The following is a 26,693-nucleotide window of genomic DNA, read 5'->3' on the forward strand; positions in this document are numbered from 1 at the left end:
AAAATATCGCTAAGTAAAAAATGAGTTTTTATGTTTTTGAGTTGTTTTTTAATAACAAGCCACTTTAATACCGTGTTTAATTTAACCAATTTGAAGACTCAGCAATAATAAAAGTCACATTGTTATTCTTAAATTTTTAAAAAAGTAACTTTAATAGAGCTATAAAACACGCAGATCGAACACAAAAACAACGAATAAACCTCTTTTTTCAATTTATGACTTTTATATGTTGACACTTTGCGGCGCGGTCATTAATATTTCGCCCCGTTGAAAGGCAAGACGCTTCCCCCTTAGCTCAGTTGGTTAGAGCGACGGACTGTTAATCCGCAGGTCCCCCGTTCGAGTCGGGGAGGGGGAGCCAAGTTTTTCAACCATAAACGATTCCCCCTTAGCTCAGTTGGTTAGAGCGACGGACTGTTAATCCGCAGGTCCCCCGTTCGAGTCGGGGAGGGGGAGCCAAGTTTATGTTTATGATGTAGTTCCCCCTTAGCTCAGTTGGTTAGAGCGACGGACTGTTAATCCGCAGGTCCCCCGTTCGAGTCGGGGAGGGGGAGCCAAATCATCATAATAATATCACTACTTTTAGTTCCCCCTTAGCTCAGTTGGTTAGAGCGACGGACTGTTAATCCGCAGGTCCCCCGTTCGAGTCGGGGAGGGGGAGCCAATTCTAAGAATTTCATAGACATCTCAAGCTAATTCCACTACTCTTCCTTATATAACTAAAGCATTAGTTTATTCCTTAATGCGCTGTACTTAGTTTATTAATCAAGGACTTGATTCCTTCCCTTTTGAATTATTAAAAGACTGAAAACATGGCTGGATTTAAAAAACTTATTTTTATACAAATTATCTCTTGGTTATTGTGTGTTGCAGCAGGAAGCTACTTCATATCTATAAGCTTTGATACTGCGGTAAGTGATGCACAAAAAAGTGCGCAAACTACTGTTACTAAGTATATTAATGACCTTTCTTTAGACGATATTTCTGCTCAAAATTTAAAACAATCAATTGCAGATGGTAAAACGTTTTCAAGTTTCACTCTAAGAGATTACCAAGGGGCTGAAATATTTAGCATTAACCCCCCTACTCAATTACCAATGTTTGCTGATTTTGTACTCTCTAACTTTAACTCAGTGCGCCCTCAGTTTGCTGTAAATGACGCCTCAGATATAAAAGTTGAATTTGTACTTAACATTGAGCATTTAGCGTCGCAGCTACAAACCTCCCTTTTTATTGTTATTTTGATTTCTGCCATTTTAGTTATTATTCCAATAATTCTAATGAAATCTATTTTTTACCATTTAAATAAAAACATAAGTACAACAGTTGCTGACATTATCGATATTTATATCAATCAAAACCAAGTTGATAATGATTTAGAAACAGCACTAGATGGCACTCGATTGAAAAAAATGGGAAAAGATTTAGTACCTAGCTTTAATCGGTTATCACATTTCTTAAAAAACAAAAACGAAGACATACAAAGCGCTGCTATGACTATTAAGCATGAAGCGTACAAAGATGTAATTACCTCGCTTGGTAATCGTAATATGTTTGTTGAGTACTACGAAAAAAATATTGAAAACACTGAGCAAAGTACATTTGGTTCTTTAGCTATGGTTCGTTGTAGCGAACTACAAGCTATAAACCAAAGCCGTGGTTATCAAAAAGGTGATGAATACGTAAAAGGCGTTGCCGATATTATTAAGCACATAAGCGGCACTTACACTGGCAGCCAAATATTTAGATTAAACAGCTCTGACTTTGCGGTAGTACTCCCCCACATTCCTTTAAAAGAAGCTGAGCGCTTTGGTGAAAACCTGCAATCGCGCTTCACGCAGTACCAACAAAACCAAGAGTTAAGCTCGGTAGCTAATACGGGTATTGTAGGTTACGAAAAAGGTAAGCCGTTAGGCGAATTGCTTTCTGTTGTTGATAACGCGATGAGTATGGCGCAATCAAAACAAGTAAACGCATGGCACGTACAACGTGAAACCGATTTAGTTAATAACGTAAGTGCGGGTTTTGGTAATCAAAACTGGCGTAAGGTTATTAAAGAAGTTATTGAATCTAAACGTGTGCATTTGGTGATGCAAAACATTATGCCGCTTGGTAAAAGCATAAAAGCCTACGCTGAAGTACAAGTTCGATTTAAAACAGAAGACAATCAAGTACTGCCTACCGCTTCTTTTTTAGCGATGGCCGAAAAGCTTGATATGGCAATAGAAATTGATCGCCTGATAATAGACTCTTCTCTTGAAAAGGTTAAAAGCCGTAATTTATCTGAAAAGTTTTTTGGTTTAAATGTAACAGCCTCTAGTGCACACAACGATCAGTTTGTAATTTGGCTAGAGCGCCGATTATTGAAAGATACGCATATTGCATCTAAACTTGTATTTGAAGTAAGTGAGTTTGGTTTACAGCAAAACATCAAGGCTAGTAAGCGCTTTATCGACATGGTTCACCGTGTTGGCGCACGCGTTACAGTTGAACGTTTTGGTGTTGGCTTAACTTCATTTAAGTTTTTCCGAGATTTAAAACCTGACTTTATTAAAATGGACGCAAGTTATACTCGCGGCCTCGAAGACGATAAAAACAATCAGTACTTTATGCGCTTAATGGTCGATTTAGCCCACCGCATTGGTGTTAGCGTATTTGCTGAGGGCGTTGAGAGCCAAGAAGAAAAGCACATTATAGAAACGTTGTGTTTAGATGGCGTTCAAGGTTATTACATAGAAAAACCTAAAGACATATAGTCTATTGGAGGCATCATGAAAAGAGTAATTACCTTTATTATACTTTTTATTATGCCTTTGAGTTTGTACGCAAACGGCCCGCAAAAAGAATTAGTTTTTAGCACTCACAACTATCCTCCATTTTCATTTGTTGATGAACACGATAATGCCGCTGGCCCCTTTGTTGATATACTTACCTTAGCGTGTAAACGCCTCAATTATAAATGTGAGTTTATCAGCGTACCAAATCGTCGCTCTAAGCTCATGTTAAAAAACCTGCAAGCTCAAGGAAACTTTCCTATGGGCTGGAATCTTGACCGTGACGAATGGCTTTATTTTTCGATCCCGCTTATGAAAATGCAATATGCCTTTTTTCAACCTGAGGGTGCAAAAAAAACCATCAAAAGCCTCAATGATCTACAAAAAATGCAAATTGCTGTTTTTGGCCCTTCAAATGCATCTTTTCAACTAATCAAAATACAGCAACAAATGATTAAAGACGGATTGAGGGAATTTGATATTGTTTTACTCACCGATGCCAATGGCACGGGTGTAAAAATGATAGAAAACAATCGTATAGATGGGTACTTTGCCAATACTTTACAAGCACGCGCTAGGCTAAAACAATTTAACTTACATCATGTTAATTTGGCCTTTTTACAAAGCGAATCCCCCTATTTTATTGGTTTTAATAAAATTCAATTATCTCCTGAACAAATTGCCCTATTTAATAAAGCACTATTAGATTTATACCAAGAGCACGATCAATTTAAAGATATTTTAAAGCCATATAATATCGATCCTATTCTAATTACCCCTGAAATCTTAAGTCACTTTAATATCATTACTGATTGAGTCGTTTATTTGCTTCTCATGTGTTGTTAATCGATAAAGAAAAAAGGATAATACCCACGTTTATTATAGCGTGAGGCACACATGACAGAATATGTCTTGTTATTGATTGGAACCGTTCTGGTTAATAACTTTGTATTAGTACAATTTTTAGGCTTATGTCCGTTTATGGGCGTATCAGGTAAGCTTGATACGGCGATTGGTATGTCTTTGGCAACCACGTTTGTGCTTACTCTTGCCTCTGTAACTAGCTATTTAGTTAATCAATATATTTTAATCCCTCTGGATATCGCCTTTTTACGCACCATGAGCTTTATTTTAGTGATTGCCGTTGTAGTGCAATTTACCGAAATGGTTGTACGTAAAACAAGCCCTACTCTATATCGTTTATTAGGCATATTTTTACCGCTGATCACCACTAACTGTGCGGTATTAGGTGTGGCTTTATTAAATATCAAAGAAGATCATTCGTTTTTACAATCTGCAGTGTATGGTTTTGGTGCTGCGGTTGGTTTTTCTTTAGTGCTTGTATTGTTTGCAGCACTACGAGAGCGTTTAGCTGCTGCTGACGTTCCTACGCCTTTTAAAGGCGCCTCTATTGCAATGATCACTGCAGGCTTAATGTCGATGGCGTTTATGGGTTTTACTGGATTAGTGAAGTTTTAATATGACCTTGTTTTATGCCTTGATAGCGATTGGTTCGCTAGCACTCATTTTTGGACTTATTTTAGGGTTTGCAGCAATTCGCTTTCGCGTTGAAGGTAACCCTATTGTTGAGCAAATTGATACTATTTTGCCGCAAACTCAATGCGGACAATGTGGCTACCCGGGTTGTCGCCCTTACGCCGAAGCCATAGCCAATGGCGATGAAATAAATAAATGCCCACCGGGCGGCGAATCAACCATGAAAAAGCTTGCCGGCTTAATGGGTGTTGATGAAAAACCACTTGCCGGTGGCGAGCAAGCAGAACCTATAAAAACAGTGGCTTATATTCGCGAAGATGAATGTATTGGCTGTACCAAATGTATTCAAGCCTGCCCGGTTGACGCTATTTTAGGCGCTACTCGTCAAATGCACACTGTGTTAATTGATGAATGTACTGGCTGTGATTTATGTGTTGAGCCTTGCCCTGTAGATTGCATTGATATGCTACCTGTAGCCGAAACTAAACAAAACTGGAAATGGCAGCTAGATGCTATTCCTGTTACACAAATAGATTAGAGGTTTGAGTGGACAAGTTACTTGAACAAATAAAAAAAGGCACCGTGTGGGCATTTCCTGGCGGCATACACCCACCACAACAAAAATCACTCTCTAATAGTGCGAGTATCACTCGCCTACCTTTGCCCGACAAACTCATTGTTGCGCTTAAGCAGCACATAGGTGCAAACGGTAAGTTACTTGTAGAAAAAGGCCAACACGTCTTAAAAGGTCAACCACTTACAGCGCCTGCTGCTAACTGGTCGGTACCTGTGCATGCGCCAAGCTCTGGCGTGGTTACTGATATTGCACCTATGCCATCAGCACACCCATCGGCCCTACCTGAACTAAGTGTTATTATTGAACCAGACGGCAAAGACGAATGGGTAGCTCTAAATAAAAATAAAAATCCTGCTGAGCTTAGTCATGACGAGCTGATAAATATTATTCACCAAGCCGGTATTAGCGGTATGGGTGGTGCTGGTTTTCCTACTTATGTAAAAGCAGATACCAAGCAACCTATCGAATTTTTAATTGTAAATGCTGTTGAGTGCGAACCTTATATTACTGCCGATGACGTTTTAATGCGCGAACACGCTAAAGAAGTTATCCAAGGCATTGAAATAATGCAGCAACTTTTAAATCCAACGCTGTGCATTGTGGGTATAGAAGATAATAAGCCAGAAGCTATTGCAGCAATGAAGCAAGCAGCTGAGCATAACTCAAAAATTATTATTCAAACGGTGCCCACTATTTATCCATCTGGCGGTGAAAAGCAATTAATTAAATTACTTACTAACCGTGAAGTTCCTAGCATTGGTATTCCTGCCGATATTGGTATTTTAGTGCATAACACCGGGACTTTGTTTGCCGTACAACAAGCCGTTTATGAAGGTAAACCACTCATTGAACGTATAGTTACGGTAACAGGTAACACTATTCATAAGCCTGGGAATGTATGGGCACTACTTGGCACTGAAATAAAGCATTTACTTGATTGCCAAGGTTTCTCACCTGTACCGCAGCAAAGTGTTGTAATGGGCGGCCCAATGATGGGCTTTACGCTACCCACAGTGCGTATTGGCATAGTTAAAACAACTAACTGTATTTTAGCGCCTGATCATAAAGAGCTTGCGGAGCCCGGCCCTGAAAAAGCCTGTATACGTTGTAGCGCTTGTGCCGATGCCTGCCCTGCTTCTTTATTACCACAGCAATTGCAGTGGTTTGCTAAATCAAAAGAGTACGACAAACTACAAGAGCATAATTTATTTGACTGTATTGAGTGTGGTGCTTGTGCATATGTGTGCCCAAGCGAAATCCCTCTTGTACAGTACTACCGTATAGCCAAAGTTGAAATTAAAGAACAACAAGCTGACAAAATTAAAGCCGACAGAGCAAAAGAGCGTTTTGATGCACGAAAAGAGCGTTTAGATCGCGAGCAAGAAGAACGTCAAAACCGCCATAAACGTAAACCTGCCGCTAAATCTGCTGACGAAAAGCAAAAAGTAGCAGAGGCACTAGCCCGCGTTAAAAATAAATCAGATAACGGCGATGAAAAATCAGCTGTTGCAGCCGCTATTGCACGCGCTAAAGCTAAAAAGCTAGGCGATCAATCTGCTGAATTAGAACCTGACAACAGCGAAGTAGCAAAAGAGCGCGCACTACGTAAAGAGCAAGCGCGTAAATATAAAGAGCAAAAATCTCAAACAGATGAATCGGCCGATACTGCGCCCGTTGATGATAAAAAATCAGCAGTCGCTGCAGCCATTGCTCGAGCTAAAGCTAAAAAAGCAGCACAAGCATTAGATAACGCTGAACAAGCAGCAAGTGAAGAGCCACAAACTGATGCACCTGTTGATGACAAAAAAGCAGCCGTAGCTGCGGCCATAGCTCGTGCTAAAGCTAAAAAAGCGGCTAAAGCACTAGATGTTACCGAACAAACTCAGCCCCAAGAGCTACAAGTTGATAGCGCAGCACCTAAGAGTGCAGAAAGTAACACCGATGACTCATCAGTTCTTATTAACGCAGATAAATCTAAATCAGCCGACGATAAGAAAAAAGCCGCCGTGGCTGCTGCAATTGCGAGAGCAAAAGCTAAAAAGTTACAAAAAGAAGGAAATAATCAGTCATGAAATTAACCATGGCCAGTTCGCCGCATAATCACAGCCATAAATCGTTAACGCGATTAATGCTTAGCGTTATTGCTGCGTGTATTCCTGGGCTAATTGCTCAAGTTTTCTTTTTTGGTACAGGTGTGCTTATTCAACTGGTACTAGCGCTTGTTGCTGTAAGCGTATTTGAAGCTGCAATAATGCTAATACGAAAGCGCCCTGTTTGGCCTGCATTAAGTGATGGCAGTGCGTGGCTTACTGCCGTGTTATTGGCATTGAGTATCCCTCCACTTGCCCCTTGGTGGATAATCGTTATTGGCTGTTTATTTTCTATTGTTATAGTTAAACAGCTTTATGGCGGCCTTGGGTTTAATTTATTCAATCCAGCAATGGCGGCTTATGTACTGCTTTTAGTTTCGTTCCCAGTGCAAATGACCGCATGGTTGCCTGTCACCGATTTAATAAATACGCCAATAGGCTTTGCTGATCAGCTAAGGCTAATATTCACCGATTTTACGGCCTCTGGGTTTAGCCTAGATCAAGTACGTGCAGGGGTTGATGGCCTAACAATGGCAACACCGCTGGATACTGTTAAAACAGACATAGCACACGGTTTAACCGTTACCGAAAGCATGCAAAAGCCATTATTTAACGAATGGGCTGGCCTTGGTTGGGTGTGGGTTAACTTAGGCTTTTTAGTGGGTGGTTTATACTTATTAAAAGCAAAAATAATTAACTGGCATATCCCTGTCAGTTTTATCGTAACTTTAGCTGTATGTAGTGCTATTGGTTATATCGCATCACCTGGTACAGAGCCGGGCACCCTATTTCACTTATTAAGTGGTGCCACTATGATGGGTGCCTTTTTTATAGCAACCGATCCGGTATCTGCAGCAACAACTAACAAAGGGCGCTTAATTTATGGCGCGCTAATTGGCTTACTAATTTATTTAATTCGTACCTTTGGTGGTTTTCCTGATGCCATCGCATTTAGCGTATTATTGATTAATATTGCAGTGCCGCTAATAGACTACTACACACAGCCACGTACTTATGGCCATGGAGCAGTAAAATGATCATTTCGTCAATGGCTAAAAATGGTGCTATTTTAACTGCGTTTGCGTTAGCAACAACGGGCTTAGTTGCCTCTATCAACGCGCTTACTGCCGATAAAATTGCAGAGCAAGAACAACTGCAACTTACTGCGCAGCTACAAGAAGTGCTCGACCCAAAATCGTACGACAATCAATTATCGCAAGATTGCGTAATTATTACTGACGAAAAGCTAGGCCCACACGCAAACCAAGTAATTTACCGTGCTCGTAAAAACAATAAACCAGTCGCTGTTGTTATTAGGCATGTTACGCCAAACGGCTACAGTGGCGATATTAACTTATTAACAGCTGTATTGAGTGATGGCACTATTGCTGGCGTGCGTACGACTAAACACGAAGAAACCCCTGGTTTAGGCGACAAAGTAGAAGTTAAAAAATCACTTTGGATCACAACATTTAAAAGCTTAACGGTTGAAGGCGAAGAAGACGCTCGCTGGGCTGTTAAAAAAGATGGCGGCCAGTTTGATCAATTTACAGGCGCGACCATAACGCCACGTGCTGTTGTGGGCTCTGTTAAAAATGCCGTATTGTTCGCACAAACTAATTTTGATGATATTTTTGCAGCACCTAATGCCGAATGTATGGAGGTAGCTAAATGAGTGAGTTAAAAACATTATACAAAGATGGTATGTGGGTAAATAACCCTGCCCTTGTGCAGCTTTTAGGTTTATGTCCACTGCTTGCCGTTACCTCAACTGTAACAAATGCCTTAGGTTTAGGCTTAGCAACTTTACTCGTACTAATAGGCTCTAATGTTACCGTATCAATTGTGCGTAACTGGGTGCCAAAAGATATTCGTATACCTGTATTTGTAATGATCATCGCGGGCTTTGTAACAATAGTTCAATTACTTATGAACGCTTATACCTTTGGTTTATATCAATCATTGGGAATTTTTATTCCGTTGATTGTAACTAACTGCGCCATTATTGGCCGCGCCGAAGCATATGCCTCTAAAAACCCTGTTCATTTATCAGCATTTGACGGCTTAATGATGGGCTTAGGCTTTATGGCTGTACTGTTAGTATTAGGTACTATGCGCGAACTAATCGGCCAAGGTACGCTGTTTGACGGTGCCGACTTATTACTTGGCCCATGGGCACAGAGCTTGCGCATAGAAGTATTTAACTTTGATAACCAATTTTTACTCGCAATTTTACCACCGGGTGCCTTTTTAGGGCTTGGGCTACTTATTGCTGCAAAAAACGTAATTGACGCACAAATAAAATCAAAACAAGTTGCACCGCCAGAGGCTGAAAAAGGCCCTCGAGCACGTGTTACTAGCTTAACTTAAGGGGAAAACGTATTAGAGCAACAATTAGCACTAATACGTTTTAAGTTGCATGAATAAAGAAAAACGTCACCAAATACTGTCGCGCCTGCGCGACGATAACCCGCACCCAGTTACAGAGCTTGAATATTCAAGCCCGTTTGAGTTACTAGTAGCAGTAACACTCTCAGCGCAAGCAACCGATGTAGGCGTTAATAAAGCCACTCGAAAGTTGTTCCCTGTTGCTAATACACCCCAAGCCATTTTAGATATTGGGCACGACACACTGCGTGATTATATAAAAACCATTGGCTTATTTAATTCTAAAGCTGCCAACGTGTACAAAATGTGCCAAATTTTGGTGGATGAACATAACAGCATCGTGCCAGAAAATCGTGAAGCGTTAGAGGCTCTACCAGGCGTTGGCCGTAAAACAGCTAATGTTGTACTCAATACCGCCTTTGGCTGGCCTGTAATAGCCGTGGATACACATATATTTCGTGTATCTAACCGTACCAAGCTTGCCATGGGTAAAGATGTTGTCGCTGTAGAACAAAAGCTTGAAAAGGTTGTACCAAAAGAATTTAAAGTAGACGTTCACCATTGGTTAATACTGCACGGGCGTTACACCTGCGTAGCGCGTAAACCAAAGTGTGGCAGCTGTATTATTGAAGACTTGTGTGAGTTTAAAGAAAAAACGGAATAACGAGTTGAAAAGCTATAGTGGTAAAACTCAATTATACAATTTGCTTTTAGCAATTACTTCAGCCTTCTGTATCTGGCTTTCAAATGGCTTTATCACCTTTATTGCTTTTAACGAGTCTGTTGCGGGAGTAACATTTGAAGAACTTTTGATCATATTTTCAAATGTCGATCTTTTACAGGTTTTGACCTTTCCTGAGTTTTGGGAAGCTAATGAAAATCATTCTTTTATTGAGGCCCCAAGTTTTTGGTTTGAGCCGATGACTGTTTTATCTTCTATAAGCTCATTACTTCTTATAATTTTATTTTCAACGTATGTAACTAAGTTGAAGCCTGAAACGATATCTTTATCTCTACTCTTAATTGGATTTTTATACCTGGTTGTTTCATGGGGTGTTTTGCTAGATGTATCTGATGCAAAGATGATTGGGCCCTATTTAAGTATTGGTATTCAAGGTCTATTATTACATTCATTTATAAGTTGCCTAATTTGTGTTTCTACTTTATCAAAAAATGTATATTTTAAATTTAGCACTAATTAGCCTTTCTTTATTCAGTAGCTTTGCATTTCCAAGCGAAATAGATTGGCAAAACAAAGCGGCTGATCATATTAGGTTAAATATAATTCTGTTCATTAATCTTAGCTTTTTCATTCTAATTTTACTTTTCTCATTTCGACATATTAAAAGATTAAAACGACTAAATATAACCATCACTAATGAATCGTTAATCGACCCTTTGACAAAAGTATTAAATAGGAGAGGCTTCCATGAACAAGTTTCACGCTTAGATAAACAAAGCGGCTTTTTACTAATTGCAGATATAGATAACTTTAAACTCATCAATGATCAATTTGGACATAATGCTGGTGACAAAGTCCTTCAAAGAGTAGCCCATGCTCTAAAATTTCAAACTAGAGAGAAAGATATTGTAGGGCGATATGGCGGAGAAGAGTTTGTAGTTTTCTTTCCTAGCCATGATGTTGAAATTGTAAAAATGATTTCACAACGGCTTGTAGAGGCAATTGCGAGTCTTAATTTAACTGATATATCACCTGAATTGCAAAGAGTTACAATTAGTGCTGGTGTAGATAAAGGCGATACAAAACACTGTAAGTTTGAAAAATTATATGAAAACGCAGATAAACTGTTATATCAAGCTAAAAGTGCTGGTAAAAATCAAGTTATCGTATTTGATAACTAACAGGTTAAACCTTGGCTAGCACACTTCTATTCGAACTCTAGTGATAAGATAGCTAATCGTTTAGCTGCCAGTCGATTCTATATTATTAATAAATTGCGCCGCATTAACTAAACGCTCACTAACAATAAATTGAGTCGTATTTTTAACCCAAGGCCTAGCAATATTTTTGTAATTTAATTTAGATAACCCGCAGAATGTGACTATTAATAGAACATTATCAAAGTATTAATTTCACAACGCTCACTCCTTTGGTTATGCTAGTGAGCATTATAAAATTATATTGCGAAACCCTCTATGCTACCTCTACTTCGTATCTTGATAATTGAACAAGACCCAGCCACCTTACAAGGGCTTTCAACTAATCTGTCAAAGACCATTCCTAACTTTGAGCGAGACGATATCCATATCGATATTATTGAATGCCTCGAGCTTAAACACGCGCTGGAATGTGTAGAGGAAGATGGTGATATTCAAGCCGTAGTTCTAAGCTGGGATATGCACAACAAAGTGGGTGAGCGGATGTATAGCCGCTTTATCGAGGATTTAAAGGCAATTCGTCTCGAGCTGCCGGTTTATGTTATTGGCGACGACACTAAAGGGCTGGAGATCGTAAACGAATCAGAAGAAATTGAATCTTTCTTTTTTAAAGATGAAGTGATTTCTGACCCAGAAGCGATTTTAGGTTATATGATCAACGATTTTGACGACCGCTCTGAAACGCCATTCTGGACGGCGTATCGTCGTTACGTCGGTGAAGCAAACGACTCTTGGCACACACCTGGTCATAGTGGGGGTTCTAGCTTTAGAAACTCCCCTTACATCAAAGATTTTTATCAGTTTTACGGCCGTAATGTATTTGTTGGCGACCTGTCGGTTTCGGTAGACTCGCTAGGTTCATTATCAGACAGCACCAATACCATTGGTCGCGCTCAAGAATCAGCCGCGGCTACGTTTGAGGTTAAGCACACCTACTTTGTTACAAATGGTTCATCTACCTCAAATAAAATCATCTTGCAGACACTGCTGCGCAAGGGAGATAAAGTAATTGTCGACCGTAATTGCCATAAGTCCGTACACTATGGCATCTTGCAATCAGCTAGTTACCCCATTTATTTGGCGAGTATCTTAAATCCAAAATATGGCATTTTCGCGCCACCGTCGTTAGCCGACATCAAATTAGCAATTGAAAACAATACTGATGCTAAATTACTAGTGCTTACCGGTTGTACTTACGATGGCCTACTTAGCGACCTAAAACAAGTCGTAGATTATGCTCATCAATATGGTATTAAGGTGTTTATAGATGAAGCCTGGTTTGCATACTCTTTGTTTCATCCTAGTTTTCGTCATTATTCTGCGATACATGCTGGGGCTGACTACATTACGCATTCGGCGCATAAAGTAGTATCGGCGTTTTCTCAAGCGTCTTATATTCATATTAACGACCCCGATTTTGATGCCGATTTCTTTCGAGAGATTTATAGTATCTACGCTAGTACATCGCCTAAATATCAGCTTATTGCATCGCTTGACGTGTGCCAAAAGCAATTAGAGATGGAAGGCTATAAGCTGCTCAATGCGCTACTAAATCATGTTGAAGAGTTTAAACAACAGATGGCCTCGCTTAAGCAAATTAAAGTATTAGCTAAGCAAGACTTTATGGAAATATTCCCGCATTTTAGTGGTGATAACATGGGCCACGACCCATTAAAAATCCTTATTGATATTAGTGAGCTACCTTACTCATTAAAAGATATTCATAAATATCTACTGGATGAAATTGGGCTAGAGATAGAAAAATACACACACAGCACCATTTTGGTTTTACTTACGCTTGGCGGCACGCGCTCAAAAATAATTCGTTTGTACAATGCGTTGAAAAAGCTAGACAGCGGTAAGGTAAAACTATCGAAATCGACGCGTAGAGCCCGCTTACCTGAAAATTTACCTGCCATAGACTTGGCGTGTATTCCAAGCGATGCTTTTTATGGCGACCGCGAATCTGTGCCTATCAGTAAAAGCAACAACCGCATTTGTGCAGGTTTAGTTACTCCATATCCACCGGGCATTCCGCTTTTAGTCCCAGGCCAGCATATCACTAATGACCATATCGAATATTTACAAGAGTTAGCAAGCCAAGGACTGACGATACAAGGCAGTTTCGATGGTGAAATTTATGTTCTTAAGGGTAAGGTTAAGAAGTAACGGTATTGGTTTAATACTATCTCGATAATAATACCAATCTGCTTATATACGGGGTCTATTTAACGTTAAGAAAATTACGCTAGAACTAGGCAAAAATTTTTGTATCTAGTTGTTCTAAATAAAAAATTTTTAACGACGTTATAGTGTAATTTAATTCGTTAAATTGATCAAAGATTTATGCAGGTTGGTATAATTACTGGTGGCAGTGTCGCAAGACATTGCCGCTTTAACAGTATTTAAAAGTAAAATACAAAGTGGAATAAATCATTCTTAAAAATATTAACTAATTTTAGGTGAAAAAAAGCAAGCCAGGTGGCTTGCTTTTAGCGTCTTTAAATACACACACTCATAGACTCGATTTAACTATAACTTTTAAAATCTATAGCTTGCGCCAAATGTAATACGGCGGTCTGTAATACCTTGGAAACAAAGTAAAGCACCTTCGTTAACACAAGACTGGCTAACTTCTGATTCAGTTAAGTTAACGGCTTCAATACCGATATTTAGCTGATCGTTCACATCATAACTTATGCTGGCATTAAGCTGCCCTCTGTCTTCTTGTACAACAGGGAAACCCCATGGAAAGCTCGAGGTGCTACCAAAGTCAGTTGAACGGTACCCTTCGCGCCACGTGTAACGCGCTCGAGCAGATAGACCGTATTTCTCATAGTAAAATGTAATATTATATGCGTTTTCTGACAGATCAATGAGTGATTGCTTAGCACTTATGTCTGCATCCGGGTTACCGGTTGTTAATGCAAAAACTGCATTTGCACGACTCGTTGCAGTGTCAAATGATTCACCACCAGAAAATTCTTGATAGGTATAGTTAGCAACCACACCAAAACCTGATGCCCAACCTAGCTCTTTTTCAAAACTTGATAAGTCGTATTGAGCTGCAAGCTCAATACCTTGCTGTGTTGTTTCACCTGAATCATTAATAGTAGTTTGCGTAGGAACACATAACCCTACGCCAGCATCTGGGCCAAACACGTTTATGTCTGCAATTGGATTAAATATGCCGCCGCCTTCACACTCTGGACCATTTGTATCGCGAAAGCCTGTGCTTGGGTCTTCAAATGGGTCAACTTGTTGTGTAACGTGCAAATCGCTACGTGTTTTATGAAAGTACCCCACACTTAACAAAGCAGCGGGTGCAAAATACCAATCTGTAGATATATCGAAAGAGGTTACTTCTTCTGGCGCTAAGCCTGAATTACCAATTGAAACGGCACTATTAGGGCTGGTGCCAAACGTAACAGATGTAGATAGGTCATCAAAATCTGGGCGCCTAATATCTTTTGACCAACCTAAACGAACAATCACATCTTCACTTACATTCGCGGCTAAATTGAATCGAGGTAAAAAGAAATCGTAATCACCTTTTGACGTTAGCTGAGTAACCAGTTCGTTGCCACTTCCATCTTGAGTAACAGAGTTACCTAGCGATGTAACTTCAGTCTCTAAATAACGTAGGCCAAAGTTACCGCGAAACATGCCATACCAAAATTAGCTTGTGCGTATAAGGCATGCGTTTCTTCTTCAATATCAAAAAATGCATTTACTTGAGACGTTGGTGAACTTATTGGACCGCGATCAGAACCCGTTATTGCATTATTAGCTTCAATCGCTTGGTTAAGCGCTGCTAATACGGCTTGTGGATCAGAGGATGCAAGCTCTGGGTTTATAAGTAAGAAATCACGAATATAGAGTGCTCGCCCATCACCATCGTTAAAGTTATCTGGGCCCGCTGTTAATAATTGTGCAAATAAATCACCCGTTGGGCTATCAGCCATATTTCTTAAACCAACGTTAGAGCGAACTTGATCCGACACACTACTCGTTTTACTGTAGCGGTAACCAAAATCGACTGACGTTATTACATCATCTAAGTAATATGTAAAATCTGTACGAAACGCATCTTCTGTATTTTCTGACTCATCTTGCCCTTGGTTTACGTCACGTAGAACAACATTTGCAGGGTCGAGTAATTGAGCCATTGTTGGCGCGTTTGCCTCCCCCGTTGCAATGCCAAATGTAAGTGCATCACCTGTAAGATCATACTCAAAAGGAGTACCGTTTTCATTTGACGAATTAGTAGCGACATTTGGATTTATAAAATTGAGCGTTGTATTAAAACTTGGTGTAGTTGAATCAGAACGAGAGGTTGAGGCTTCAACACTTGCAAATAATCTATCGCCTTGCCATTCGCCCCCTATTCTAAATATTTTGCTCTTTGTGATGCGTGAATTAGTATCGCTAGAAAAACGTAAGTTAGGATCGCCACCACCGTCTTCAACCGGAATCACGCCTCTTACGGCCGCCTGTATGCTGCCCAGGTTTTGTCCGTCAAGTGAACCAAAATTAACTGTTTTAAATTCACTCGGTATTGATACATTTCTAAGATCACTTAGGCCAGATGCTTGTACTCTTGAGCTTTCTTGGCGGCGCTCTTGATCATTAACAACTGCATCAAAAAAGAATTTCATATTGTCGTTTGGCGCATATTCAAATGTACCTGCGAAGTTTTTTGTCTCGTATTCGTAATTATCGTAATCTTGAATTAAAAATTGTACTGGTAGAAAATCAAACGATTGTGCACTTGCAGCACCACTATCAGCGGCTACCGAATTATCTCTATCTGCGCGAGGACGAAATGCGGTTACGTCTTGCTCACTGTAACTACCACTAAATACAACACCAAACTTACCGCCCGAATCAAGCTCCCAGTTATCACCCCAAGCACCCGATACCCTAGGAGTCACACCATCTGTTGATAAGCTACTATCTTCACCTTGGACTCTAATTGAGCCTAGAGTTTCATTTAACTGTAACGGGCGAATTGTTTTAAGGTTTATTGTTGCGCCCACAGAGCCTTCGATTGTTTTTGCTTCTGGTGACTTAATTACTTCTACACCAGAGATGATTGCAGCTGATACATCCTCAAAACTAATGCCACTTCGTCCAGACCCTGAGCCAACTGTTGATACGCCGTTCACTTCTGTACGATTAGCATTGGTACCACGAATTTGAACACCCGTACCTACCCCTGCTTCACGGGTAATTTGAATCCCCGTTACATTTTCAAGTACTTCTGCGAGGTTTTGATCTGGTAGCTTACCAATATCGACAGCCTCAATAATCTCAACAAGGCTATCTGCTGAACGCTTTTGTGCAAGCGCATTTGTAAGCGATTGTCGAATGCCTGAAACCTCAATAACCTCAAGATCGTCTGCAGCTTTTTTTGGAGCTTCTTGCGCCTGTGTAGACAAAGACATACCAAGTGCGGTTGCCGATATAACTGCCAGTGTAATTTTAGATAACTTGTGACTCATAGTTTTTTTCCTGTGTGTGTGAAATGCTATGTTTAACCAGCTACTTTATTGTTTTTATTAAAAGCCCTTAATTATTACAAACCCTTAACTTTATATTTACACCCACACCTACAAAGGTCAACCTTTTGGTAATGAATTTAGATCAAATATTATGCAATATGTTATTACCAAAATAGAAAAACCTAACTAAATTTCAAGTTAAAAGCAAAACTTACATTTTAAGTTGATGTTATTTATGGTTTTTAAATTCTATTAGAAATAGGGCTGTCAATAACAAAGGTTAGAATAGTTATCGTTTTAAAAATGAAATAATTTAGGCAGGAGAAACCGATGATGTTGGGCGTGCTGAATAAACAGCATTATTGGTTAACCAATTTAATTGTTTTTAGTCAAGTAGCGTAATTTAGGAGTGAGTTTTTAAGTACTGTTTGTTGATGTTATCGAAAATATAAAATTGAAGAATTTGAGGATCAAAAAAGGCGGTAAAACCGCCTTTTTAATGTGATTTAATGTTTAACTATTATTATAGCTTGTAGCTCAAACCTAAGAATAAACGTGGGCCGTAGTCATTCACTTCACCTAAGTTACCTTCAACAAAGAAGTCTTGTGATTTAGGTGCACTGAACAAGTTAATTGCTTCTGCTTTAACTCTAAAGTGCTCATCAATTTTGTATGATGCGCGCATTTCCCACACACCTACGCCATCAACATAACGAAGTCGAGTACCATTTGTAGTATATGGTTGGAAATACTCACTACGATATTTGTAAATAACAGCAGTATCAAATCCACCAATTTGGTAGTACAGCTGACTGCTAAATACATGCTTTGAGAAACCAGGTACTGAAGCCGACTCAATAATACCGTCAGTTAACTGTGTAGTATTACCATCTACGTCAGTCTCAAACGTATCGCCGTATAAGCTATCTTGGAACTCAAAATCAGTGTCTGCATAGTTGTAACCAAATTTCATACCGATGCCGTTATCCCAGCGGTAAGAAAATGAGGCTTCAAGACCTAATATTTCACTGTCTTCATCTGATGTAACAGAGTTAGTAATTGGTAATGAAACAGTTTCACCGGCAACAGTAAAATCTTCAATTACTGTTTGTTGTTGAAAACCACCGTTGAACTGTTTGTAGTATAAGCTTAACGCTAAGATTGAATCTTCGTTAGGGTACCATTCAAACGCAGCATCGTAGTTCCACGACATAAGCGGTTGAGTGTCCGGGTTACCAGAACCATTTACACCCACTAATAAATCGCTAATTGATGTTGCTGTACCTTCTGTATCTTCTTGGAATGTACGGCTGTAACCTAAATCAGATGGATCTGCGCGTGACATACCACGGTATATACCTGCACGGAATAAAATATCTTCACTGTAGTCAATAACTAGGTTAAAACTTGGTAAATACTTCGTGTAGTCACCACCGCTTTTTATTTTATCCAATGAACCATTATCAGATTCAACCAGAGAAAGTACACCTGTGTCGCTTGTTACTACGTCAAAGCTATTTCTAAAGCCAATCGAAGTTACTTCTGTGTCTACAATACGAAGACCAAAGTTACCGCGAATGAATTTACCAAACATTTCAGTATCGTAATTCGCCATTAAGTACACTGATGTTGTTTTTTCTGTTACATCAATTGTACCTGCATTTTCATATTCAACTTCTGGGTAAGCAAACACACCATCAGCGTTAGAACCAGCTACAGCTTGTGAGAAACATACGTTGTCGTATGTAGCCCATGATGAACCTGTACCGCTATCTACAACGTTACCGTCACTATCAACATTTGTTACGATATCGCCATCAGATACACTCGATAAAAAGCCTGATTCTGGGAAATCGATTTGACAACCTTGTAATACGTCAAGCGCTTCAGTACCAGAGTCTAGTGTAAATTCGTTTCTTGAACCGTTACCTTGGCTACCACCATACTGTAGGAAGGTCATTTCAGATGTTCTAATACCACCTTGAATACTGGTGAAAACATTGCCATCTAAGGTATAGTCAAAATCTAGTCGCGCTGAGATAACTTCGTTTTCACGAACATTTTCACGGTCAAGTCGTGTTCTTAGGCTATCTGTAAAGTTTGAAATATCTGTTACGTCAAAGTCTGTCAGTGTGAAATGAGGGATCTCATCGCCCATATCCCAAGAAAAGAAATTACGACCTGATGTTCTACCACGGTTAGATATTTGAAGTTCTTCACGTTCAGTTTTTGAATACGCTAAATCTAAGTCAACAGTTAATCTATCGGTAACTGTATGTTCTATATTTATGCCGTAACCTTGGTAGTTTTCTTCACGAGAAAATTGCTCACCCGCTGATTCAATGCGCTCTTCACCTTCCCAGTGCAAAATACCGCCTACATCATTAGTAACAAGTGTTGGACCTGTTACGCCTGGTGTTGCACGTTTTTGTAAAAAGATTAAATCGTGGCGTGCTTCTTGTTGTGTTCTATCTGATATTTGTGCGTCAAAGTTAACATCCCAATCAGCTGACGGTTGGTATTGCAGTGCAAAAAACATTGCATCACGTTCATCTGATGTCTCGTTTTGGCGGTAACTACGGCTACTGCCAGTCCAAGCGTAAGGAGTACCATCACTTACTGCTTTACCTGTTTCAGGATCAATTTCTGTATCGTAACCTTGGTTGCTACTGCCACTAACTTGGTCTTCACAGTCGCCTGCGCTGCTACGATAAAAACCTTCATTGGTATTATTAGGATCGTTTAAACACGCCCATAATGAAGAACCTGATGGGCTAGAGCTTCTGTATTCAGCTTCTGGTTGGCTGATATCTTGGCGCTGTACGCCAAAAGACACACCAACGGCTTGGCCGTTATCAAATTCAAACTGGTCAACATAACTAAACGTGCCACGGTAACCCGCGTCACTTTGAAGTGAGTTATCTACATTACCTTCATCAGGGTTGTAGTTTAATTTAACTTCAGCTGATACACGTTGCTTGCCAAAATCAAGTGGAGTTATAGTTTCAAGTGCAATAACACCTGCAACACCACCTTCAATCATTGACGCATCTTGCGTTTTATAAATTGCTACTTTTTTTACAAGTTCTGACGGAAACTGCGAAAAGTTAACTGAGCGGTCACCACTACCATTAGTCGCTTCACGACCATTGATATGCGTTGCACTTAAAAATGGACCAAGACCACGAATAGTGATTTCTGTTGCACCACCGTTTTCACGGTGAGATGCAGCACCTGTAATTGATTCCAGTGCTTCACCGATAGACAGTGCTGGTAAATCACCAATATCTTCAGATGACAGGCCATCAACTACCGTTGTTGCTTCACGTTTAATTGCTATTTGGTCTTGAATCGTTCTACGTGTACCTGTAACACTAATTATTTCAACGTCTTCTTCAACTTCTGTCGCTTTTCCCTGATCTTCCTGTGCGCTTGCTGTAAATACGCAAGAACTTGCCATACCTGCGATGACCGCTGTTCTTACCCATTTTGCAACTGGGCGCATTGCAAACTGCCCTGTTGTAGAATTATTGTTATCTCGTGACTTCAACGACATTTGAATTCTCCGCTGGTTGTTGTTGTGTGATTTTAGTGTGTTAGCTTGTTATGCTGATGTATATTTTATGTGACCTTTGACGTTAATATACTTAAAGGCAGCACGATGATCAACCAATTTGACGTTTTAATATTACCATAAGGTATACCAATTTTAACTTAGCGGCATTACCAGTAGGTCAGGCAGGTTTTTTACTAGAATATAAACCGCTCTAAACTAGTTTATAAATGGGTAATGTAGGTTGAGAAAAGTGTGGTGATTATTAATAAATAATAAAAAAGCCCCAAATTTGGGGCTTTTAAAAGTTAACTGATTAATTGGTTACTTAATCGTTTTGTATTTTCCATGTAGATCCAACACCTACTTCAGATGATTGAATATAATGAAGACCTTTAGCACCTGCCTCTGCCTGAAGGCCTGCAGGGTCAGTTTCTAATAACGTACTTGCTGCTGTAACGTACTCAAGCACTTCTTTACCGTTAGTTGCTGGGTCTTGGTCAATTGCACCATCAGTATCGAATGCGCCATTACCATTTAGTTTTCTAATTTCAACCCAGTCACCGCTTGCATCGCCTGATACTCGACTATCCATATAACCAAAGTTGTTACTTAGCAGCGAGCTATCATGATTAATTAAGTCACAGTCATATTCAAAAGCATGGTCACTATCAAGTGTATTTGGGTAAAATAGGCCTTGAGTTGTAGCACTGCTGTTTATTGTATCTGCGTCTGTTTGATCGCCTAAACCGTTTGCAATTAAATTTCCATTAAAGTTTATAACAAACGCATTTTTGGTTAGGCCGTATAGTACCGGCGCATTCGCTGCGGTTAACTCATCACAATCACTTGTTGGTGCTTTAAAGCCTATTTCTGTACTAAATACAATAGGTTGCTTTGAATTCAAAACTGTATTATTTGTTACATTTAGTGTAAAGTCGCCAGCCGCATCAAGTACAGCTTGGTTACCCGAGTTTGGCACACCGCCGTCAGCTTGCGAAAATGGATTTGCCGTAAATACAATACCGCCCGCTTCTTTATTACCAGAACGAATACCTGCAATGTAGTTGTTACTTACGGTGTGACCAAGTGGTGTAATTAATATACCCGCTGGGCGATCATCAGAGCTTGCAATATCGGTAGTTCGAATAATAACGTTATCTGTAACACTGTTGAAGCCACCATCTTCTAGTGAAATACCACCATTAGGATTCACGATTGTATTGCCTTTGATGGTTGCACCAGAAGTTTGTACACGCATTAAACGACGACCTGTTACAAAGTTTTCTACGCGGTTATACTGAATAGTAAAGTTTGCGTTATCAGCTGCACCGCTACCCGTTGTGCTACCTGCATTGATTAAATATAAACTTGATTGACCAAAGTTTGGATTATCACTGTCACTAAATAAATTATATTGAATAACGTGATCAGAGCTTGATGATGATATTTTTATCACAGACCCTTTTTCTGCTACATTTCGATTAGAGAATGTATTTCGCTCAACCAACGCACTTTGACCTTTTATCATCAGCCAATGGTATTCAGAGTTATTGAGTGTAGCTTCTTCTCCATCCATCGTGTTTTGCGAAAAAGTAAAGTTATCCCCTTCTGAGTAAATAACAGCACCTTCTTCGGTTTCACAAAATGCACCCGCTTTAGTATCTATATTCTTAAAGGTAAGCCCTGTTAATCCAGCGCCATCTACTCCAGCAGCTACATGCACACATACTTCACCGCTAAGTACAGGAGTTTGACCTTCTACAGCGCGAAGCGTTACTGCACTGGTTAATAAAACTGCGTCCATATCAGCATAAACACCGGTGTTTAAGCCAATAACATCACCATCAGCTAAACCGCCGCTTAAAGCACCAAGGAGTGCTTCAGGGTTACTAACTAATTGTGTGTAAACTAATGTATCAAGTGAGTTTGTAACCTCACTCGCAAAACCATCGTTATCTGTATACGTAGCTTTTACCGACATTATTGAGCCAGCGTAAGCAGAAGGTGTAAATGTTTTACTATTACTGTCGGCTACTTCAACGCCATCAGCAGACCAAGTATAAGTAACGTTTGCCTCTTCAACACCGTTGTTATCAGTTATCTCAGCGGTTAACTCGCCACTTGTCAAATAAGGCGCTACGCCCATAATGGCGACGCTACCGGCTTCGTCAACCGCAACAGCAGAAACAGCAATTGTTTCCTCTGATGTATTATCCTCGATAAATCCATTATCATCTGTGTAAGCAACTTGAACACTTATCTTTTGACCTAAAAGTGATGCATCAACTGTAAAGGTGCTTTGTGTTGCGCCATCTATCTCTTGTGCGTCAGCAAGCCATTGGTAAGTAATATCTCCTGTTGCCCCGTCGGTATCATTAATTTCTGCTGTTAATATATTACCAACGGTTGGCGTGCCACTAATTGTAACTTCGCCTTCTGAGTTTGTTCGTGCTACAACCTCTGTACCCGTTGAAGTCACAGACTCGTTAAACCCACGGCTATCTTCAAAAGATGCACTAACTGTTATAACTGTACCAAACTGTGCGTCTGTTAACGTGAGCGTTAAAAGTGCTTCATCTGCAATCTCTATGTCATCAGCAAACCATTTATAAGTTACTGTATCGCCATCAAAGCCATTTTCGTCAGCTACATTGGCTGTTAGTTGCGAACCAACTAGAGCGTCGCCCGTAATAGTTAAACTTGCAGGGAATGCGATTGCGGCAACATCTGCGGTTGGAGCTGTAATATGCGATTCATTGATACCGCCATCATCGGTATAAAGCCCTTGAACTGTAATTGGTAACCCTATCTGATCGTCAGTCAGTGTAAACGAAGCGCTATTTGCACCTGTAATTGCCTCACCATCTGCATACCAATAGTAAGTCACGTCACCTGAGATACCATCAGGGTCACTAACTTCAGCTGTTAATGTTTGTCCGCTTGTAACAGTTCCACTAAGAGCAATAGAGCCCAAGTTGTTGTCATTGTTGTTTGAGTTTGTGTCACAACCAACTATTGCAGCTGCAATAGCGCATAGCGCAAAATGTTTTAATTTCATGGTGGCTCTATTCTCCAAATTTATGGTTTTAATATTTGGTTATCTATTGTGTGTGTTACCAAATAAATCATGCGTTTATTACCAAATTCATTTAAATTGCAAATAAATTGTTAACCAACTTGGTAATATAACCATAATAAAATAACTTTTTCCACTATACCCACCTAATTAAATAACAATAAATAAACATAAAGTTAACCCTGCACTGTTATCCCAGGTCAAAAATTGAATTCAATCGTGCACAATTACTGCGAAAATACATAACCTTAGAGTAAAAAATTGGTTTTACATGGGGTTAAGTAAATCAGATTTATTTAATATATATGAAGTATTCTTATTTGAAGACTATAAAAAAATTAAGAAATGAAGTGAGTTTGTATAAAAAGGATTATTTACAGAGAGAATGAAAAATAAGGGTAAAGAAAGGGGCTATTTTTTGCCCCTTTTTTATTAAGTACTGGTTTATAAAATAGCGTTATTATAAAACTCTACAGGCTCATTTGAGCCCAAAGCAACAGGCACACGTTGATGCAAGCTAGTTGGCGCAATATCTAAAATACGCGTTCCTCTAGAGGTTGCTTTACCACCTGCGTTTTCAACTAAAAGTGCCAACGGGTTTGCCTCATAAAGCAGTCTTATTTTTCCGTTATCGTTACCACTGCGTTTATCTTGCGGATACAAAAATAACCCGCCTCGGCATAATATACGATGAACGTCGCCTACCATCGCTGCATTCCAACGCATTGAGCTTTTTTCAAAGCTTTCACAGGTGTAAAGCAATTTATCAAAATACACTTGTGTCGGTTCGTCCCAATAACGGTAGTTAGCCATATTAACGGCAAATTCACGACTCTGCTCTGGCACACTTAACTGCTTATTTGTCAGTAGATAACCGCCATGCGTTGAGTCTAATGTATAACAACGCGTTGGACCGCCAGTACTCATTACAAGTAATGATGAAGGGCCGTATAACACATAGCCTGCACATACTTGATTTACACCAGGCTGACTAAATTGCTCGTCGCTGTCGAAGGCAACATCATCACGGGCTAAGTAAATAGTAAATATAGTGCCTATTTGCCCATTAACATCAATATTAGAAGAGCCATCTAGTGGGTCAAAAGCAACAATAAACTTACCTTCAGGGTGGCCACCTACCGCATGATCTTCTTCCTCTGATGCAACTGATCGTACGCTGCTGTCGTCAAGTAGGATGTCTTTAAGTAGTTGGTTTGCGATTACATCTAGCTTTTTCTGAACTTCACCTTGGATGTTTTCATTCAATGTTGAACCTAAAACACCGGCTAATTCACCTTGGCTTACTCGAAAAGCAATTTCTTTACTGGTCGCTAAAATTGTGCGAATAAGTAAAATAAGATCGGTATCTACACCGTCTTCTTTTAATACTGTATTTAGTCTTTTCATGCGCTATACCTATTTACACAATTTAGATCGTCAAAGCATTGCTCTAGTCTTGCAACCATACTTTGCTCTGAATGACGCAACCATACGCGAGGGTCATAATATTTTTTGTTTGGCTTATCATCCCCATCAGGGTTACCAATTTGCTCTTGTAGGTATGCTTGGTTACCTTTGTAGTAGTCTAAAATACCTGTCCAACACGCCCACTGCGTATCGGTATCAATATTCATTTTAACTACACCATAGGTTAAAGACTCTGCAATTTTATCGTACTCAGAACCACTACCACCATGAAACACAAAGTTAATTGAGTTGCTTGGTAGATTAAATTTTTCTGATACGTAAGCTTGTGAATCTTTTAAAATAGTTGGTGTAAGAACAACGTTACCCGGCTTATATACACCGTGAACATTGCCAAAAGACGCTGCAATTATAAAGTTAGGGCTAATACGACTTAAACGTTCGTAAGCAAATGCAACATCTTCAGGCTGAGTGTATAAAGAAGAGCTGTCTAGGTGTGAGTTATCAACACCGTCTTCTTCGCCGCCCGTGCAGCCAAGCTCAATTTCAAGCGTCATACCTATTTTTGCCATACGCGTTAAGTAACGTTCACAAATTTCGATATTTTCTTCTAAAGGCTCTTCTGACAAATCAATCATATGCGAGCTAAACAGTGGTTTGCCAGTCAGTTCAAAGTGTCTTTCACCTTCATCAAGCAAACCATCAATCCAAGGTAGTAGCTTTTTAGCTGCGTGATCAGTATGAAGCATCACTGCTACTTCATAATGTGCTGCCACTGAATGTACATATCTTGCAGCACTTACCGCCCCAAGCACTGCTGATTGTTGCTCCGGTAAAGATAAGCTTTTACCACAAAAAAATTGAGCTCCACCATTAGAAAGCTGAATAATAACGGGCGAGTTTTTCTTTTTAGCAGCTTCTAGCGTCGCATTTATAGATGTTGTACTAACAACATTTACCGCTGGCAACGCATATTGATTAGTACGCGCATGTTCATACACAGCACTTACTTCATCGCCAACGATTACGCCTGGCAGTATTGTTGGGGCTAAATAATTCATTTATGAAATCCTTTCTATTTTAAAGCCTGGATACAAGAATCAGTAATTGCTTGCCAATTTTCTTGTTCAACCCACTCTTTTTTCGCTATCCAAGTACCGCCAACGGCGAATACATTATTTAAAGAAAGATAGTCCATTTTGTTACTTTCGCTAACGCCGCCTGTAGGGCAAAAGCTGACTGCTCTAAATACTGACGACACAGCTGATACAAAAGGTGCTCCTCCGGCAAGCGAAGCCGGGAATAATTTTTGCTCTTCAAAGCCATATTCAAGTGCCATTAAAATATCACCTGTGTTTGATACACCAGGAAGTACCGGCACATTACATTTAGCAAGAGCAGTAAGTAGCGCAGGAGAAACCGCTGGCGTTACAATAAAGTCAGAACCCGCTTCAAGTGCTTGCTCTAAAATGTCAGTATTTATGACTGTACCCGCACCGACTTTTAGCTCTGGCACTTGTGCCTTAATAGCTTTTAATGCTTCTAAAGAAGCCTCTGTTCTTAGTACTACTTCAACTAAAGTAAGGCCAGCGTTAGCCATAGCTTTCGCTATTTGAACACCTTGCTCTGGCGTATCAGCTTGAATTATAGGTAGCAGTGTTTGTCCTGACATAAGTTCAGAAAAGCGAGTCATAACGTTGTTCCTTTATAAAAAGTAATGCGGCCGAGGTATGGCGGCCTTTAATGTTTAATTATTTTGTTATACCAATTGCATTAAATTAATGAGCTATTATAGCGACAAGAAAATAGCTCAATAACAAGGCTAAAATTATGATACATAGTTGTTCTATATAAATAATTTTTAACGTAGTTAGTGAGTTATTTAATACGCTAAGGTGATCATGTTT

At 39.7% G+C, this 26,693-nt stretch carries 17 protein-coding genes, 4 tRNA genes and 1 pseudogene; 16 read left to right on the plus strand and 6 right to left on the minus strand.

The window, feature by feature from the left end; translation table 11 throughout:
- Nucleotides 1–284 precede the first annotated feature (284 nt).
- From CXF76_RS07625 to CXF76_RS07700, 16 genes are all read left to right on the plus strand, one after another.
- Nucleotides 285–361: transfer RNA gene (locus tag CXF76_RS07625), tRNA-Asn, on the plus strand.
- A 21-nt stretch (nucleotides 362–382) separates the two neighbouring features.
- Nucleotides 383–459: transfer RNA gene (locus CXF76_RS07630), tRNA-Asn, on the plus strand.
- A gap of 21 nt (nucleotides 460–480) precedes the next feature.
- A tRNA-Asn gene (locus CXF76_RS07635) sits at nucleotides 481–557 on the plus strand.
- A gap of 30 nt (nucleotides 558–587) precedes the next feature.
- Nucleotides 588–664 (plus strand) — tRNA-Asn (locus CXF76_RS07640).
- Between the two features lie 148 nt (nucleotides 665–812).
- A complete protein-coding gene (locus CXF76_RS07645) occupies nucleotides 813–2,756 on the plus strand; it encodes an EAL domain-containing protein (RefSeq protein WP_024592352.1) in 1,944 nt (647 codons plus the stop codon).
- Nucleotides 2,757–2,771: 15 nt separating this feature from the next.
- Nucleotides 2,772–3,590: a substrate-binding periplasmic protein gene (locus CXF76_RS07650; RefSeq protein ID WP_101163375.1), complete on the plus strand. Its 819-nt coding sequence runs from the start codon at nucleotides 2,772–2,774 to the stop codon at nucleotides 3,588–3,590.
- Nucleotides 3,591–3,671: 81 nt separating this feature from the next.
- Complete coding sequence (gene rsxA, locus CXF76_RS07655) at nucleotides 3,672–4,253, plus strand: electron transport complex subunit RsxA (RefSeq protein WP_008172491.1); 582 nt, start codon at nucleotides 3,672–3,674, stop codon at nucleotides 4,251–4,253.
- Nucleotide 4,254: 1 nt separating this feature from the next.
- Complete coding sequence (gene rsxB, locus CXF76_RS07660) at nucleotides 4,255–4,809, plus strand: electron transport complex subunit RsxB (RefSeq protein WP_007585357.1); 555 nt, start codon at nucleotides 4,255–4,257, stop codon at nucleotides 4,807–4,809.
- 8 nt (nucleotides 4,810–4,817) lie between these two features.
- The gene (gene rsxC / locus CXF76_RS07665) at nucleotides 4,818–6,920 is read left to right on the plus strand and encodes an electron transport complex subunit RsxC (RefSeq protein ID WP_101163376.1); all 2,103 of its coding nucleotides are present in this window, start codon (nucleotides 4,818–4,820) and stop codon (nucleotides 6,918–6,920) included.
- Complete coding sequence (gene rsxD / locus CXF76_RS07670) at nucleotides 6,917–7,975, plus strand: electron transport complex subunit RsxD (protein WP_024607244.1); 1,059 nt, start codon at nucleotides 6,917–6,919, stop codon at nucleotides 7,973–7,975. The genes rsxC and rsxD overlap by 4 nt, the downstream gene beginning before the upstream one ends.
- Nucleotides 7,972–8,613, plus strand: coding sequence for an electron transport complex subunit RsxG (gene rsxG / locus CXF76_RS07675; RefSeq protein WP_002962266.1), 642 nt, complete (start codon nucleotides 7,972–7,974; stop codon nucleotides 8,611–8,613). The genes rsxD and rsxG overlap by 4 nt, the downstream gene beginning before the upstream one ends.
- Nucleotides 8,610–9,308, plus strand: a complete 699-nt coding sequence (locus CXF76_RS07680; protein ID WP_101163377.1) for an electron transport complex subunit E — start codon at nucleotides 8,610–8,612, stop codon at nucleotides 9,306–9,308. The genes rsxG and CXF76_RS07680 overlap by 4 nt, the downstream gene beginning before the upstream one ends.
- 49 nt (nucleotides 9,309–9,357) lie before the next feature.
- Nucleotides 9,358–9,990, plus strand: a complete 633-nt coding sequence (gene nth / locus CXF76_RS07685; protein ID WP_024591503.1) for an endonuclease III — start codon at nucleotides 9,358–9,360, stop codon at nucleotides 9,988–9,990.
- A 4-nt stretch (nucleotides 9,991–9,994) separates the two neighbouring features.
- Nucleotides 9,995–10,528, plus strand: a complete 534-nt coding sequence (locus CXF76_RS07690; protein ID WP_024591502.1) for a hypothetical protein — start codon at nucleotides 9,995–9,997, stop codon at nucleotides 10,526–10,528.
- Nucleotides 10,479–11,189, plus strand: a complete 711-nt coding sequence (locus CXF76_RS07695) for a GGDEF domain-containing protein (protein ID WP_157823344.1) — start codon at nucleotides 10,479–10,481, stop codon at nucleotides 11,187–11,189. Before CXF76_RS07690 ends, CXF76_RS07695 begins: the two co-directional genes overlap by 50 nt.
- A gap of 294 nt (nucleotides 11,190–11,483) precedes the next feature.
- The gene (locus CXF76_RS07700) at nucleotides 11,484–13,394 is read left to right on the plus strand and encodes an aminotransferase class V-fold PLP-dependent enzyme (RefSeq protein ID WP_024591500.1); all 1,911 of its coding nucleotides are present in this window, start codon (nucleotides 11,484–11,486) and stop codon (nucleotides 13,392–13,394) included.
- 372 nt (nucleotides 13,395–13,766) lie between these two features.
- Here CXF76_RS07700 and CXF76_RS07705 read toward each other — a convergent pair.
- The 6 genes and pseudogenes from CXF76_RS07705 to eda form a co-directional block, all read right to left on the minus strand.
- Nucleotides 13,767–16,729, minus strand: a pseudogene (locus CXF76_RS07705) (TonB-dependent receptor).
- A 523-nt stretch (nucleotides 16,730–17,252) separates the two neighbouring features.
- Nucleotides 17,253–20,285 (minus strand): TonB-dependent receptor, encoded by a 3,033-nt coding sequence (locus tag CXF76_RS07710; RefSeq protein ID WP_007585340.1) that lies wholly within the window; start codon nucleotides 20,283–20,285, stop codon nucleotides 17,253–17,255.
- 325 nt (nucleotides 20,286–20,610) lie between these two features.
- Nucleotides 20,611–23,343 carry a poly(beta-D-mannuronate) lyase gene (locus CXF76_RS07715; RefSeq protein ID WP_101163379.1) on the minus strand — a complete coding sequence of 911 codons (2,733 nt, stop codon included), beginning with the start codon at nucleotides 23,341–23,343 and terminating at the stop codon, nucleotides 20,611–20,613.
- A gap of 462 nt (nucleotides 23,344–23,805) precedes the next feature.
- Nucleotides 23,806–24,768, minus strand: a complete 963-nt coding sequence (locus tag CXF76_RS07720; protein WP_010555334.1) for a class 1 fructose-bisphosphatase — start codon at nucleotides 24,766–24,768, stop codon at nucleotides 23,806–23,808.
- Complete coding sequence (gene fbaA, locus CXF76_RS07725) at nucleotides 24,765–25,847, minus strand: class II fructose-bisphosphate aldolase (RefSeq protein ID WP_024591529.1); 1,083 nt, start codon at nucleotides 25,845–25,847, stop codon at nucleotides 24,765–24,767. Before fbaA ends, CXF76_RS07720 begins: the two co-directional genes overlap by 4 nt.
- A 14-nt stretch (nucleotides 25,848–25,861) precedes the next feature.
- Nucleotides 25,862–26,479: a bifunctional 4-hydroxy-2-oxoglutarate aldolase/2-dehydro-3-deoxy-phosphogluconate aldolase gene (gene eda / locus CXF76_RS07730; RefSeq protein WP_007585331.1), complete on the minus strand. Its 618-nt coding sequence runs from the start codon at nucleotides 26,477–26,479 to the stop codon at nucleotides 25,862–25,864.
- Nucleotides 26,480–26,693 lie beyond the last annotated feature (214 nt).

It is taken from the genome of Pseudoalteromonas sp. 78C3 (assembly GCF_002836695.1).
GTDB lineage: Bacteria > Pseudomonadota > Gammaproteobacteria > Enterobacterales > Alteromonadaceae > Pseudoalteromonas > Pseudoalteromonas arctica.

What these genes read in the sequence shown, in the direction of transcription:
- CXF76_RS07700 (WP_024591500.1), top strand. Translation starts at nt 11,484, where the DNA reads ATGCTACCTCTACTTCGTATCTTGATAATTGAACAAGACCCAGCCACC.
- rsxA (WP_008172491.1), top strand. Translation starts at nt 3,672, where the DNA reads ATGACAGAATATGTCTTGTTATTGATTGGAACCGTTCTGGTTAATAAC.
- CXF76_RS07710 (WP_007585340.1), bottom strand. Translation starts at nt 20,285, where the DNA reads ATGTCGTTGAAGTCACGAGATAACAATAATTCTACAACAGGGCAGTTT.
- CXF76_RS07680 (WP_101163377.1), top strand. Translation starts at nt 8,610, where the DNA reads ATGAGTGAGTTAAAAACATTATACAAAGATGGTATGTGGGTAAATAAC.
- rsxG (WP_002962266.1), top strand. Translation starts at nt 7,972, where the DNA reads ATGATCATTTCGTCAATGGCTAAAAATGGTGCTATTTTAACTGCGTTT.
- CXF76_RS07650 (WP_101163375.1), top strand. Translation starts at nt 2,772, where the DNA reads ATGAAAAGAGTAATTACCTTTATTATACTTTTTATTATGCCTTTGAGT.
- nth (WP_024591503.1), top strand. Translation starts at nt 9,358, where the DNA reads ATGAATAAAGAAAAACGTCACCAAATACTGTCGCGCCTGCGCGACGAT.
- CXF76_RS07715 (WP_101163379.1), bottom strand. Translation starts at nt 23,343, where the DNA reads ATGAAATTAAAACATTTTGCGCTATGCGCTATTGCAGCTGCAATAGTT.
- rsxD (WP_024607244.1), top strand. Translation starts at nt 6,917, where the DNA reads ATGAAATTAACCATGGCCAGTTCGCCGCATAATCACAGCCATAAATCG.
- eda (WP_007585331.1), bottom strand. Translation starts at nt 26,479, where the DNA reads ATGACTCGCTTTTCTGAACTTATGTCAGGACAAACACTGCTACCTATA.
- rsxB (WP_007585357.1), top strand. Translation starts at nt 4,255, where the DNA reads ATGACCTTGTTTTATGCCTTGATAGCGATTGGTTCGCTAGCACTCATT.
- CXF76_RS07720 (WP_010555334.1), bottom strand. Translation starts at nt 24,768, where the DNA reads ATGAAAAGACTAAATACAGTATTAAAAGAAGACGGTGTAGATACCGAT.
- fbaA (WP_024591529.1), bottom strand. Translation starts at nt 25,847, where the DNA reads ATGAATTATTTAGCCCCAACAATACTGCCAGGCGTAATCGTTGGCGAT.
- CXF76_RS07645 (WP_024592352.1), top strand. Translation starts at nt 813, where the DNA reads ATGGCTGGATTTAAAAAACTTATTTTTATACAAATTATCTCTTGGTTA.